Origin of the sequence: Thalassospira sp. A40-3 (assembly GCF_015871485.1) — a bacterium.
Taxonomy (GTDB): domain Bacteria; phylum Pseudomonadota; class Alphaproteobacteria; order Rhodospirillales; family Thalassospiraceae; genus Thalassospira; species Thalassospira tepidiphila.
Window position 1 is genome coordinate 1812905 of the sequence record NZ_CP065428.1, and the last position, 13176, is coordinate 1826080.

Here is a 13176-nt window from a genome sequence, read left to right on the forward strand (position 1 = left end):
ATTCTTTGTCTTTACTATTGTTGTCGTGAGTTTGTCCTGGAGGGAGACAATGGCATCGGATGATGCGCCATCTGCATACGACTTTTCTTTCCCGGCGATTGATGCCGGTGAAATCCATCTTTCAGAGTATAACGACAAAGTCGTTTTGCTGGTAAATACCGCCTCGATGTGCGGGTTTACGCCACAATATACCGGCCTGCAGAAACTGTGGGAAGACTACCGTGACGAGGGGCTTGTTGTCCTTGGCGTCCCGTCGGCCGATTTCGGCGGACAGGAATATAGCGAGGATGCCGATATCCTTGATTTCTGTGAGGTCAATTTTGATGTCGACTTCCCGCTGACATCAAAAACCACGGTCAAAGGCCCCGATGCGCACCCGTTCTATAAGTGGGCGGAGCAGGAATTGGGCGCTGAAAACGCCCCGCAATGGAATTTCCACAAGTATCTGATTGGCCGTGATGGCAAGCTTATTCAAAGCTTTGACAGCCGGACCAAGCCGGAAGACGAGGAAATTGTCAGCGCCATTCGCGCAAGCCTTTAGGGCAAAACTGCCAAAAGACGATTTGATGACGGGACGGCGGGTTACCGCCGTCCGTCCATGACATCAAGAAATGCCAATCCGTACTGATCAAGCTTTTTGACGCCGACACCGTTGATGGATGCCATATCTTCAAGGGTGCGGGGCTTGAAACGCACCATTTCCCAAAGTGTCCGGTCACTGAAGATCACATAGGGCGGCACATTCTGGCTGGTTGCCAGTTCGCGGCGGAGCGTGCGCAAACGTTCCCAAAGATCGCGGTCTTCCTCGTTTTCGAACTCTGTATCAAAATCGCGCAGGCGCTTGGTCATGGCGCGTTTGCTTTCGCCCGGGTCCTTGCGCATTTCGACGACTTTTTCGCCGCGCAGCACCGGTCGGGACTCCTCGGTCAGATAGACGCCGCCATGTCCTTCGACATCGACTTCGAGATATCCCATGGCAAGGAGCTGTCGGAAGACCGAGCGCCATTGCGGCTGGGCGATGTCCTTGCCAATGGCATAGACCGAAAGCTTGTCGTGGCCGTTTTGGCGGATTTTTTCGGTCTTGCGGCCCATCAGGACTTCGATCACATGTGCCGGGCCAAAGCGTTGGCCGGTGCGATACACCGCCGACAGCGCCTTGCGCGAGGCCTGGGTTGCATCCCAGGTATCAACCGGTTCAAGGCAGGTGTCGCAGTTGCCGCATGGTTCGTGCCGGTCTTCACCAAAATAGGACAGGATCACCTGACGGCGGCAACGGGTGGTTTCCGCAAGCCCGACCAGCGCATCGAGTTTACGCGATTCAATGCGTTTCTGGGCTTCGGGTGCGTCGGAACCGGCCACCATGCTTCGGATCGAAACGATATCGGACAGATCGTAATTCATCCACGCATTGGCCGGCAGTCCATCACGTCCGGCACGCCCGGTTTCCTGATAATAGGCTTCCATGCTTTTGGGCAGATTGAGATGGGCGACAAAGCGGACATTGGGTTTGTCGATCCCCATGCCAAAGGCCACAGTCGCACAGATGATCAGCCCGTCTTCACGCAGGAAGCGGTCCTGATGAAGTTGGCGTGTTTCCTGTGCCAGACCCGCGTGATACGGCAGGGCCGGTCGACCATTTTCCGAAAGCCATTGCGCGACGTCTTCGGTTTTGCGCCGTGACAGGCAATAGACAATCCCGGCATCCTTTGCATGTTCGCGATTAAGGAACGACAGCAGGCGTTGCTTGGCATTGCCCTTGGTTTCAATGCGATAGGTGATGTTCGGTCGGTCAAAACCGGTGATAAAGCACTGTGCATCGGTCAGATGCAGGTTTTCGGCAATGTCTTTGCGGGTCGGCGTATCCGCCGTTGCCGTCAGCGCAATGCGCGGCACATGGGCAAAGCGCGTTGGCAGCAAATCAAGGCGGCGATATTCCGGGCGGAAATCATGGCCCCATTGCGATACGCAGTGAGCTTCATCAATCGCAAACAGTGAAATGCTGATCCGGTCGAGCAGGTTCAAGAACCGGTCAGAGGCAAAACGTTCCGGCGCCACATAGAGAAGATCGATATCACCATCGACGGCACGCGTTTCAATTTCGCGCGCGGCATCGGGGGCAAGGGTCGAATTGATAAAGGCCGCCTTGACGCCCAACTGATTAAGCGCATCGACCTGATCCTTCATAAGCGCGATCAGCGGGGATACGACAACTGCCGTTCCCGGACGGCACAGGGCAGGAACCTGATAGCAAAGCGACTTGCCGCCACCGGTCGGCATCAGGACCAGTGCATCATTTCCAGCGATGACATGATCAATGATTTCAGCCTGTTGGCCACGAAAGCTGTCATAGCCGAACACTTCTTGCAGAACGTCAATCGGCTGACGTTGTACAGGTCGGTCGAGAAGGTCGGGCATGGGCAATGTATCGGGCAAATTAACCGTCCAGATGTGCGCGAATTCCGGCAAAGACGTTTTCAAACATCTCTGGCGTCAGGCGATAGGTCTGGGTGTTGTAGCGCGAACAGTGATAGCTATCAAACAATGTGATGCCATTTTCCATTTTATGCGATGCGCCATGGCCAAATTTCAGCGATGAAAGCTTAAGCCCGAAGGTGCGCAGCATCGCCTGATGAGCCACCTGTCCAAGACAAAGAATAGCCGACAGGTTCTTCATGGCATCAAATTCGCTGATCAGGAACGGGCGGCAGGTATTGGCCTCTGGCCCGGTGGGCTTGTTTTCCGGGGGCACGCATTTCACCGCGTTGGTGATGCGGCAATCAAGCAGTTCAAGGCCGTCATCCGGGCGTTTGTCATAGGTGCCCTTGGCAAAACCGAACTTTTTAAGCGTGTCATACAAAAGATCACCAGCATAGTCGCCGGTGAAGGGGCGGCCAGTGGCATTGGCCCCCTTAAGCCCGGGGGCAAGGCCAACGATCAGAAGGCGCGCATCAAGCGGGCCGAACGGACGCACCGGCCCGTTGTAGAATTCGGGAAATTTTTCCTGATTCTTGCGGCGGAATTCAACAAGGCGCGGGCAAAGCTGACAATCGATATCGGGTTGCTGATAGGCGGTCATGGCAAGTCTGACGTTTTGCCGGTTACAGTGCGGGCTGTAACCGGTGGTGATCAGGGCAGGGTGACGGGCGACGCGGTGTCGCGATCAATCGTAATCGAATTCTTCGAGATCGGGATGTTCAGGATGATCGTCGATATCGGGATGATCGTCGTCGCGTCGTTGCTGAACCTTGCGCGCAATCGTGCCTTCAAGGGCGGTCAGTTCGATAAAGTTATCGGCCTGACGGCGCAATTCGTCGGCAACCATCGGCGGGTTTGATTTGACGGTCGAAACAACAGTGACGCGCACACCTTTGCGCTGCACGGCGTCGACCAGACGGCGGAAATCACCGTCGCCCGAGAAAATAACAACATGATCAAGGTGTTGCGCCATTTCCATGACGTCAATTGCCAACTCGATATCCATGTTGCCCTTGATCTTGCGGCGACCGGCGGCATCGGTGAATTCCTTGGTCGGTTTGGTGACCATGGTGTAGCCGTTATAGTCCAGCCAATCGACCAGCGGGCGGATCGGGGAATACTCCTGATCTTCAATCAGGGCGGTGTAGTAGAAGGCCCGGATCAACTGACCTTTCTGGGCGAAAAGATCCAAAAGACGTTTGTAATCAATGTCAAAACCAAGGGCACGGGCAGCGGCATAAAGATTGGAGCCGTCGATAAATAACCCGATGCGTTCTTGCGGGTAAAAAATCATCGTTAAATTCCTCAAACATCAAATTTAATTATGCAGTTCCTAAAATACGGAACTTTCAAATACAGACCTTTCATGTTTACCGTGGGCGCCGGGACAAAGAAAGGCGAAAATATCGTGGACAGAGCAGGGTGGCTCCCTTAGATATGCCGTCTTTCCGAACCTTGTCATACGCCCAATCACCGAACCGAAGGTCTTCTTTGTGCGCAATTCTTCACCGTCAGACACCAGCATGATCGCGGATGACGCTATCCTGATTGCTTTCGGTGCAAATTTGCCTACCGAAGAATATGGTGCGCCTGCACAAACATTGAAAGCCGCACTGCGTCGATTGGCCGAAAATGGCGACATTTCGATCGATCAGGTGTCATCGTTTTATGAAACGGCACCGGTGCCGATTTCCGATCAGCCTTGGTACGTGAACGGTGTTGCACGCATTTCGACGGGCTTGTCAGCGCATGATCTGCTTTTGCGGTTACATGACGTTGAGGCCGAATTCGGGCGTGTTCGGCGGGAACGCAATGCCGCGCGCGTCATTGACCTTGACCTGATTGCTTATGGGCGGGAACTGGTGCGTGAAGAGGGCGGCATTCAGGTGCCGCACCCGCGCATGGCGGAACGGGCGTTTGTCTTGCTGCCGTTGCGCGATGTGGTTGCCGACTGGGTTCACCCGGTTTTGAACCGCACCGTTGATGATCTGATTTCCGATCTGCCGGCCGATCAGCAGATTCGCAAACAAACGAATGGCTGATAAAGCATGCGAAAACCTGATCGAAAGAGTGGTTTCGCTGTTGCAACACACGTGATCCGACGCTATAAAGCTCGGTCTGGACACCCCAAAAGTATTTCTGGAGACATTTATGGCGCGCGTTACCGTCGAAGATTGCGTTGACAAGATTCCGAACCGCTTTGAGCTTGTAATGCTTGCAGCTCAGCGTGCACGCAACATCTCGGCCGGTGCAGAACTGACCATTGATCGTGACAACGACAAGAACCCGGTTGTTGCGCTGCGTGAAATCGCCGAAGTAACGGTTGATTTTGACGATCTGCGCAATGGCATGGTGCAGGGTCTGCAGCGGCATGTTGAAGCCGATGAGCCGGAAGAAACCGAAGACGATTTCGGTCCGAAACTGGTTGCTGAAGCTGTTGAAGAAGCTTCCGCTGGCGTTGTTGCTCCGTCGGAAGAAGAATAAGGTCAGACTGGTTTTGATCTGAACCTTTCCAAAAGAAGAGCCACGGTGTTTATCTTCCGTGGCTTTTTTTTGTCCAGATCGTACTATCTTATGAAAGGGGATGGATTATATCCCCTTAGGGTCGAAACTCATTCACATGACCGATCCGGCAACTGATATGAGAGAAAAAGCTAGGAAAAGCCCGCAGAACGGGGTGATCCCCGATCAAGGGATTTGACGCAGAGGCTTTCTCTCATATCAGTTGTCCTTCGGATCTCCCGGATTTGCACGGGCTACTTTGTCGCAAAACCTTGAAAGATGTATATCTTTCTGCAGTTTTGCTTCGCGTATCCGCACAAATCCGGGAGACCGGAGCGATTATGTGAATGAGTTTGGACCCTAGAAACTGCGGAGACGCCCCTGAATGATGCGGCAATACGAACTTGTTGAACGGGTTAAGGCATACGACCCCGATGCGTGCGAAACCACGCTGAACCGGGCCTATGTCTATGCGACCCAGAAACACGGTTCGCAAAAACGCGCATCCGGTGACCCGTATTTTTCCCATCCGATTGAAGTCGCAGGCATTCTGACCAATTACAAGCTTGATTGCGACACGATCATCACGGCCCTTTTGCACGACACCATCGAAGATACCGATGCGACCCCTGAAGAGATCACCAAGCTTTTCGGGACCAACATCATGAAGCTGGTCGATGGTGTGACCAAGCTGACCCAGATCGAGCTTAAATCAGCCGATTCCAAGCAGGCAGAAAACTTCCGCAAGTTGCTTTTAGCGATGTCCGAAGACATTCGCGTGTTGCTGGTCAAGCTGGCCGACCGACTGCACAACATGCGGACGTTGCATTATATCTCCAAGCCGGAAAAGCGTGTGCGGATCGCTGCTGAAACGCTTGAGATTTATGCCCCGCTTGCCGAGCGCATCGGTATGCATGACATCAAGGAAGAGCTTGAAGATCTGGCCTTCCAGCATATCAATCCCGAAGCACGGGATTCGATCCTCGCCCGCCTGGAATTCCTGCGCGAGAAGGATGACAACGTCGTCAGCCGGATTGTTTCCGAACTGACCGAAGTCATTTCGCGTCAGGGGCTTAAGGTCGACATTTACGGGCGCGAAAAGCGGCCCTATTCGATCTGGCAGAAGATGCAGCGCAAGAACATCACCTTCGGTGAGCTGTCTGACATCATGGCGTTTCGCGTGCTCGTCGATGACATGCCCAATTGCTATGAAGTGCTGGGCTATCTGCACGCCAATTACAAAGTGGTGCCGGGCCGGTTCAAGGATTATATCTCGACGCCGAAACCCAACGGATATCGTTCGATCCATACCACGGTGCTCGGCCCGGAAAATCACCGGATCGAGGTTCAGATCCGCACCCGCCAGATGCACGAGGTCAACGAAAACGGTGTGGCCGCGCACTGGGCTTATAAACAGGAAGCACCGACCGGACAGCAGAAGGAAGGGGTGCAGTATCGTTGGCTGCGTGACCTTCTTGATATTCTGGAACATGCGTCCGAACCGGAAGAATTCCTTGAACATACCAAGCTTGCGATGTTCCAGGATCAGGTGTTCTGCTTTAGCCCGAAGGGCGATGTGATCGCCCTTCCGGCCCGCGCAACCCCGGTCGATTTCGCCTATATGATCCATACCCACATTGGGGATACCTGTGTTGGGGCCAAGGTCAATGGGGCGATGGTGCCGTTGCGTACGGTGCTCAATAACGGTGATCAGGTCGAGATCGTAACATCGAAGGCGCAAACGCCGAATCCGACCTGGGAACGGTTTGTTGTTACCGGTAAGGCGCGGGCGCGAATTCGTCGCTTTATCCGCCAGCAGCAGGAAGACCAGTACAAGGATCTTGGCAAGGCGATCTTGCAAAAGGCGTTCCGTCAGGAAGGCTATGACTATTCCGACAAGGCGCTTGAAGGGGTTCTTAAAATCTTCAAGCAGCCATCGGTTGATGCACTTTTGACCCTTGTGGGGGCCGGGCATCACACCGGGCGTGAAGTTGTTCATGCCGTGTTCCCGGGCACCAAGGACAAGGAAACGGCGCGCAAGGTTGTGCCACTTGATAAGGTGCGCGCCCGCAAACATGATCACGCCATCCCGATCAAGGGCCTTATTCCCGGTATGGCCGTGCATTATGCTGGCTGTTGCCATCCGTTGCCGGGGGACCGGATTGTCGGGATTGTTACAACCGGCAAGGGTGTGACAATCCATACGATTGACTGCGATACGCTTGAAACCTTTACCGAGCAGCCGGAACGCTGGCTTGATGTCGGGTGGGATAACGAGGGCGAACCGGAACACTTCATCGGTCGCCTTGGATTGACCGTGGGGCATGAGCAGGGGGCGCTTAGCTCAATCACCAGCGTGATTGCCAAGAACCATGGCAATATCACCAATCTGCGCTTTACCAATCGCACGACAGACTTCTTTGAAATGCTGATTGATATCGATGTGGTCGATGTCAAACACCTGACCAATATCATTGCCGCATTGCGTGCCACACCGGTGGTCAATGCCGTTGAACGCGCGCGCGGGTGACGGCGAACTGTAAACGCCTTCACCTTTTAGGCGAATTTGGCGCAAAAGCCTTGCCAATCGCGCAGTCAGCACTTACGCATATGCTTCAAGATTTTACAGCATTACGTGATTAGATCCAGAACTGACCCCGCATGTTTCGGCGCCGCAGCAAACCTTCATCCTTTCAGCGTGTACGCAACGTGGTATGGCCGCGCGGCGGATGGCGTCGTTCGTCACAGTATTTTGCCCATCGGGTCGCCCGTTTGCCGGGATCGCCCTATAGCATCGCTTCAGGTTTTGCGATCGGGGCGGCGGTGTCTTTCACGCCGTTTATCGGGTTCCACTTTGTCATCTCGACACTGCTGAGCCTTTTGACGCGCAGTAACGTGGTGGCGTCGCTTTTGGGGACAGTGGTTGGCAATCCCTGGACGTTTCCGTTTATCTGGTTGTGGCTTTATACCTGCGGCAATTGGATCCTTGGCGCGCATTCGGCAAGTTCGACAGTGCATTTCGATATGGCGGTGCTGTGGGAATTCGTTGTCCTCGGCCTGAACTATGTCGGTGGCGGGCTTATTTTCGGTAATTGGGATGTCAGCGATCAGCAGGCACTGGGGCAACTTTGGGCCAGCATTGTTGATATCATCTGGCCGATGGTGGTTGGCTGTATTCCGACAACGATTGTTATCTGGATACTGTTTTACTTCCCAATCCGCCGTGCGGTTGTGATTTATCGCCATAACCGCATTTTGCGCCGGATGAAAAAGACCGAGCGTCATGGCCTTGGCCCGATGCTTGAAAGTGCCAAGGAAAAGATCGGAACCGCCGCAAAGCACGCCACCAAAAAGCAGGATGAAACATCATGAATGCGAAGCTGCGCCTCGGGGTCAATATTGACCATGTTGCGACCATTCGAAATGCCCGCGGCGGCGATCTGCCCGACCCGGTGCGGGCAGCAGAGCTTGCAAAGGCGGCTGGTGCGGATGGTATCACCGCGCACCTGCGCGAAGACCGTCGCCATATCCGTGATGCGGATATGCAGCGCCTGCGCGAAGAAGTTGATTTGCCGCTTAATTTCGAGATGGCGGCAACCGATGAAATGCTGGCCATCGCAATTCAGACCAAGCCGCACGCGGTTTGCCTGGTGCCGGAAAAACGCGAAGAACGCACGACCGAAGGCGGGCTGGATGTTGCCGGTGGGCATAATCATCTCAAACGTTTTGTCTCGGACCTTGGTGATGCCGGCATTCGCGTTTCACTGTTTATCGAGGCATCCGAGGCACAGCTTGATGCGGCCAAAAGCCTTGGCGCGCCGGTGGTGGAAATCCATACCGGCGCCTATTGCGATGCGAAGACCGATGAAGAACGCGCCCGCGAACTGGACCGTATCCGCCATGCTGTGCAATATGGGGCAGGGATCGGACTTGAAATCCACGCCGGTCACGGTTTGAATTTCGAAACCGTCAAGCCGATTGCCGCCATGCCGGAAATTGCCGAGCTTAATATCGGGCATTTCCTGATTGGTGAGGCGGTGTTTGTCGGGCTTGAAGCGGCGATTGCCGAGATGCGCCGTTTGATGGATGAAGCACGCACGCAGGCAGGTTATGCGTAAATGATCATTGGGATTGGCACAGATTTATGCGATATCCGTCGGATAGAGGCTACTCTTGAACGCCATGGCGAGCGTTTCATGAAGCGTGTCTTTACCGATATCGAGATTGCGCGTGCCAAACGCAAGCCGCACCGGACTGCCTCGTCGCTGGCCATGGCGTTTGCCGCCAAGGAAGCCTGTTCAAAGGCGCTTGGGACCGGTTTTCGTCGCGGTGTTTATCATAACACCATGGGTGTGGTACATCAGCCCAGCGGCAAGCCCGATATGGTTTTGATTGAAGGTGCGCAAGCACGACTTGAAGAATTGACCCCGGATGGGAAAACTGCCTCTGTGTATGTGACCCTGACGGACGAATATCCGATGGCCAATGCGGTCGTTGTGATTTCGGCAGATTGACAAAAATTGATTGGTTGAACACGGAATGGAAAAGCTTGTGCATAAGAAGAAAACGGGTGGTTTGCTCGACACCTTGAAGACCGTTTTCTGGGCCATTGTCATTGCACTTATGGTTCGGACCTTTGCTTTCGAACCGTTTAATATTCCGTCTGGCTCGATGATCCCGACCTTGCTGGTGGGGGATTATCTGTTTGTGTCGAAATTCTCTTATGGGTATTCGAAGCATAGCATGCCGTTCAGCCTGCCGATCATTCCCGGCCGTGTATTTGAAAGCGAACCGGAACGTGGCGATGTGGTTGTCTTCAAACTGCCGTCTGATACCTCGCAGGATTACATCAAGCGTGTGATTGGTCTGCCGGGCGATACCGTTCAGGTCAAGGAAGGCCGCCTTTACATCAACAACAAGATGATCGAGCGCGAGCGCATCGAGGATTACATCCTGACCGATGGTGGCGGGCGATCGGCCGCAGTGCCGCAATATATCGAAACCCTGCCAAATGGCCGTGTGCATCGTATTCTTGAGATGTTTGGCGATCAGGGGCCGAGCGACAACACCGAAGCTTTCACCGTTCCCGAAGGTCATTTCTTCATGATGGGTGATAACCGCGACAATTCGGCAGACAGCCGTGCGTTCCCGTCGCGCTTCCGGTTTGTTCCGATTGAAAACCTGGTCGGGCGTGCTGAATTCCTGTTCTATTCCAAGGACAGCTCTCAGCCGGTTTATGACCTTGGCAGCATCCGCTTTGATCGCCTGTTCCAGGGGGTTAACTGATGAGCGACGGCCTGCCGGTGATCGCCGAGATTGATCACGGTTTTTCCGATCCCGACCTTTTGCGTGTGGCGCTGACCCATCGCAGTGCCGCCAAGGGCAAGGATATGCTAAGCGGCGGCAACGAGCGCCTTGAGTTCCTTGGCGACCGTGTGCTGGGTCTTGTCGTGGCAGAGATGCTTTATACCCGGTTCGGACGTGAGCGCGAAGGTGCCATGGCCAAACGGTTTGTCGCACTGGTGCGCCGCGAGACTTTGGCGCGCGTGGCAGAACAGATCAAACTGGGTGAACACATCCAGATGGCCAAGGGTGAACGCGCAGCAGGGGCGGATACCAATCCGGCGATTTTATCTGATTGCATGGAGGCGGTGATTGCCGCACTCTATCTTGACGGTGGTCTTGAACCGGCGCGGCGTTTCATTGAAAAGCTGTGGACGCCGCTTTTGGATGAAGCCAACAAGCCGCCGCAGGATGCCAAAACGCAATTGCAGGAATGGCTGCAAGGGCGGGGCAAGCCGTTACCGAAATACGAGATGGTCGGCCGTGAAGGCCCGGCCCACGCGCCGTTATTTACCATCGAACTGACGACCGGCGACGGTGACAGTGTCAGTGCGGAAGGCAAATCGAAACGCGAAGCGGAACAACTCGCCGCAAAATTGATGTTGGATAAACTTAGTGATGAATGAGGTTCCCACACCGGTGGCCGAAGACAGATTACCTTATCAGCAACGTTGTGGCTTTGTGGCCCTCGTTGGTGCGCCGAATGCCGGCAAATCGACACTTTTGAACCAGTTGGTTGGTACGAAAGTGTCCATCGTCTCGCCGAAGGTCCAGACGACGCGGACGCGCGTGCGCGGTATCGTCATGACCGAAGACGCGCAGATTGTTTTCATTGATACGCCGGGCATCTTTGCACCCAAACGCCGTCTTGACCGTGCGATGGTCAAGGCCGCCTGGAATGGGGCAGATGACGCGGACCTTGTTGTTCTGGTGATTGATGCCGGAAGCGGCATCACGGACGAAGACCTGGCCATCATCAAGACGCTTAAGGAACAGAACCGCAAGGCGATTTTGGCGTTGAACAAGGTCGACAAGGTATCGGACAAGGAAAAGCTTCTGCGTCTGTCCCAAGACCTGTTTGCCCATGAAGTCTTTACCGATGTCTTCATGATTTCGGCCAAAAAGGGTGCGGGTACGCAAGATCTGGTGAATTTCCTTGCCGCCAAGATGCCCGATGGCCCTTGGATGTTCCCGGAAGATGATGTTTCGGATATGCCGCTGCGACTGCTTGCGGCCGAAATTACCCGTGAAAAGCTTTATTACCAGCTTCAGCAGGAACTTCCTTATTCAGCAACGGTCGAGACCGAGCTTTGGGAAGAGCGCAAGGATGGATCGGTCAAGCTTGAACAGACCATCTTTGTCGAGCGTGAAGGCCAGAAGGCGATCATCCTTGGCAAGGGCGGTAAACGTATCAAGGCGCTTGGCAGTGACGCCCGCAAGGAACTGGAAGCCATTTTCGAACGCCGGGTACATTTGTTCCTATTTGTGAAGGTGCGTGAAAACTGGGGCGATGATCCCAACCGCTTTGCCATGTGGGGTCTTGATCACAACGCCTGATCGCGTTGACTGGTCCCATATCGAGTGACCACAAATTGCCGGGTAAGTAATGGAAATCGGATCCGTCTGGGGAATTGTCATGATCATTGTTGGCGCTGCTGCCGCAATGATTGTTGCGCGCGTCGCCAGACGTCCGTTCCGCAACCGCAATTCCAGTGCGTCTGTGCAACGTGAAAAATCGTTCCTGCACAAACCACTTAACCTGATTGCACTTCTGATTGCGATCGCCGTCTTTGTGCTGGGCCTTTTCTGGCGCATGACGGGTGGAGGCCCGACCTAATGCGTAATGACTCATCTGATCCACTGTCTGATGCCATCGAAGAAATCCCGAACCGCCCGATCCTGCGCAAGGTTGTGTTCGGTCTGGCGTTGTTCAGTCTTGCGTCCTGCCTGCTCGGGTTCTTTTTCCTTGTCACCCGCCTCATTGTACCCAGCGGCTTTTTCTAAGGTACGCGGATGGATTGGCGGGATGACGGTATCGTTCTTTCGACACGCAAGCTGGGTGAAAATTCAGTCCGTCTTTCTGTCCTGACACGTGATTACGGCCGCCATGCCGGTCTGGTACGGGGTGCTACCAGCAAATCCATGCGTGGCACCCTTGAGCCCGGCAATGAAATCAGGGTGGGGTGGTCCGCCCGGTTGGCCGAACATCTGGGGCAATTTCGCTGTGAACTGACCGGGGCGCATGCAGCAGACCTTTTGTTGCATGCTGGCCCCTTGATGGCGATGAGTTCGGCCTGTGCGATGCTTGATGCAACACTTCCGGAACGCGAAGCCCATCCGGATCTGTATCGTGGGACCGTCGCGTTGATTTCGGCACTCAAGTCCGAGCAATGGTTGCCTGCCTATATCCGTTGGGAAGTCGGGTTACTGGAAGAGCTCGGTTACGGCTTGGCACTGGATCGATGTGCCGCGACCAATGAGACCGAAAACCTTGCCTTTGTATCCCCCAAAAGCGGCCGCGCCGTTGGTGAGGCATCAGGGCAGGCGTATCGCGACCGGATGTTGCCGTTGCCGGCCTTTCTTGCCGCCGGGCGGGCGTCTCAATCGCGCAAGGAAATGTCTTTATCAGAACAGTTGCGCGATGGTCTGAAACTGACTGGTTTCTTCATTCACCGCGATATTTTCGAGGCAAAAGGCATCAAACCTGTTGCTGCGCGGGACCGTCTTGTCAGCCATGTCTGGCGCACGGATATCGGAGCAGAAAAATAAATTCGGCAATTTGCGCGCCATATGTTGACCAAGACCATGCCCGGCGTAGTATGTTGCCAATAACGTAAGGTGTTCGGGTCCGAACGC

At 54.5% G+C, this 13176-nt stretch carries 16 protein-coding genes; 13 read left to right on the forward strand and 3 right to left on the reverse strand.

Annotated elements, in window-relative coordinates; genetic code table 11:
* Positions 1 to 49 precede the first annotated feature (49 nt).
* The gene (locus tag IT893_RS08120; RefSeq protein ID WP_008891155.1) at positions 50 to 541 is read left to right on the forward strand and encodes a glutathione peroxidase; all 492 of its coding nucleotides are present in this window, start codon (positions 50 to 52) and stop codon (positions 539 to 541) included.
* Positions 542 to 582: 41 nt separating this feature from the next.
* Here the strand turns inward: IT893_RS08120 and recQ are convergent, their stop codons facing one another.
* The 3 genes from recQ to IT893_RS08135 form a co-directional block, all read right to left on the reverse strand.
* Entirely contained in the window at positions 583 to 2415 is a 1833-nt protein-coding gene (gene recQ / locus IT893_RS08125) for a DNA helicase RecQ (protein WP_064789277.1), read from the reverse strand.
* 19 nt (positions 2416 to 2434) lie between these two features.
* Positions 2435 to 3076, reverse strand: a complete 642-nt coding sequence (locus IT893_RS08130; RefSeq protein WP_008891153.1) for a uracil-DNA glycosylase — start codon at positions 3074 to 3076, stop codon at positions 2435 to 2437.
* An 84-nt stretch (positions 3077 to 3160) separates the two neighbouring features.
* The gene (locus tag IT893_RS08135) at positions 3161 to 3769 is read right to left on the reverse strand and encodes an NYN domain-containing protein (RefSeq protein ID WP_008891152.1); all 609 of its coding nucleotides are present in this window, start codon (positions 3767 to 3769) and stop codon (positions 3161 to 3163) included.
* Between the two features lie 199 nt (positions 3770 to 3968).
* Here IT893_RS08135 and folK point away from each other — a divergent pair, with 199 nt between their 5' ends.
* The 12 genes from folK to recO all read left to right on the forward strand — a co-directional run bounded on the left by folK (position 3969) and on the right by recO (position 13089).
* Positions 3969 to 4517 carry a 2-amino-4-hydroxy-6-hydroxymethyldihydropteridine diphosphokinase gene (folK, locus tag IT893_RS08140; protein WP_082923512.1) on the forward strand — a complete coding sequence of 183 codons (549 nt, stop codon included), beginning with the start codon at positions 3969 to 3971 and terminating at the stop codon, positions 4515 to 4517.
* 109 nt (positions 4518 to 4626) lie between these two features.
* Positions 4627 to 4959 (forward strand): DNA-directed RNA polymerase subunit omega, encoded by a 333-nt coding sequence (gene rpoZ, locus IT893_RS08145; RefSeq protein ID WP_008891150.1) that lies wholly within the window; start codon positions 4627 to 4629, stop codon positions 4957 to 4959.
* Positions 4960 to 5362: 403 nt separating this feature from the next.
* Positions 5363 to 7507: a bifunctional (p)ppGpp synthetase/guanosine-3',5'-bis(diphosphate) 3'-pyrophosphohydrolase gene (locus IT893_RS08150; protein WP_063089421.1), complete on the forward strand. Its 2145-nt coding sequence runs from the start codon at positions 5363 to 5365 to the stop codon at positions 7505 to 7507.
* Between the two features lie 179 nt (positions 7508 to 7686).
* A complete protein-coding gene (locus IT893_RS08155) occupies positions 7687 to 8349 on the forward strand; it encodes a DUF2062 domain-containing protein (RefSeq protein WP_231959728.1) in 663 nt (220 codons plus the stop codon).
* Positions 8346 to 9095 (forward strand): pyridoxine 5'-phosphate synthase, encoded by a 750-nt coding sequence (locus tag IT893_RS08160; RefSeq protein WP_008891147.1) that lies wholly within the window; start codon positions 8346 to 8348, stop codon positions 9093 to 9095. Before IT893_RS08155 ends, IT893_RS08160 begins: the two co-directional genes overlap by 4 nt.
* The gene (gene acpS / locus IT893_RS08165) at positions 9096 to 9491 is read left to right on the forward strand and encodes a holo-ACP synthase (RefSeq protein WP_064789141.1); all 396 of its coding nucleotides are present in this window, start codon (positions 9096 to 9098) and stop codon (positions 9489 to 9491) included.
* A gap of 25 nt (positions 9492 to 9516) precedes the next feature.
* Positions 9517 to 10263 (forward strand): signal peptidase I, encoded by a 747-nt coding sequence (gene lepB / locus IT893_RS08170; protein ID WP_008891145.1) that lies wholly within the window; start codon positions 9517 to 9519, stop codon positions 10261 to 10263.
* On the forward strand, positions 10263 to 10946 hold the full coding sequence (gene rnc, locus IT893_RS08175) for a ribonuclease III (protein WP_008891144.1): 684 nt from the start codon (positions 10263 to 10265) through the stop codon (positions 10944 to 10946). The genes lepB and rnc overlap by 1 nt, the downstream gene beginning before the upstream one ends.
* Entirely contained in the window at positions 10939 to 11877 is a 939-nt protein-coding gene (era, locus tag IT893_RS08180) for a GTPase Era (protein WP_008891143.1), read from the forward strand. Before rnc ends, era begins: the two co-directional genes overlap by 8 nt.
* Before the next feature lie 49 nt (positions 11878 to 11926).
* Positions 11927 to 12157: a hypothetical protein gene (locus tag IT893_RS08185; RefSeq protein WP_008891142.1), complete on the forward strand. Its 231-nt coding sequence runs from the start codon at positions 11927 to 11929 to the stop codon at positions 12155 to 12157.
* Positions 12157 to 12324: a hypothetical protein gene (locus tag IT893_RS08190; RefSeq protein WP_156518943.1), complete on the forward strand. Its 168-nt coding sequence runs from the start codon at positions 12157 to 12159 to the stop codon at positions 12322 to 12324. The genes IT893_RS08185 and IT893_RS08190 overlap by 1 nt, the downstream gene beginning before the upstream one ends.
* 9 nt (positions 12325 to 12333) lie before the next feature.
* Complete coding sequence (gene recO, locus IT893_RS08195; protein ID WP_120226011.1) at positions 12334 to 13089, forward strand: DNA repair protein RecO; 756 nt, start codon at positions 12334 to 12336, stop codon at positions 13087 to 13089.
* Positions 13090 to 13176 lie beyond the last annotated feature (87 nt).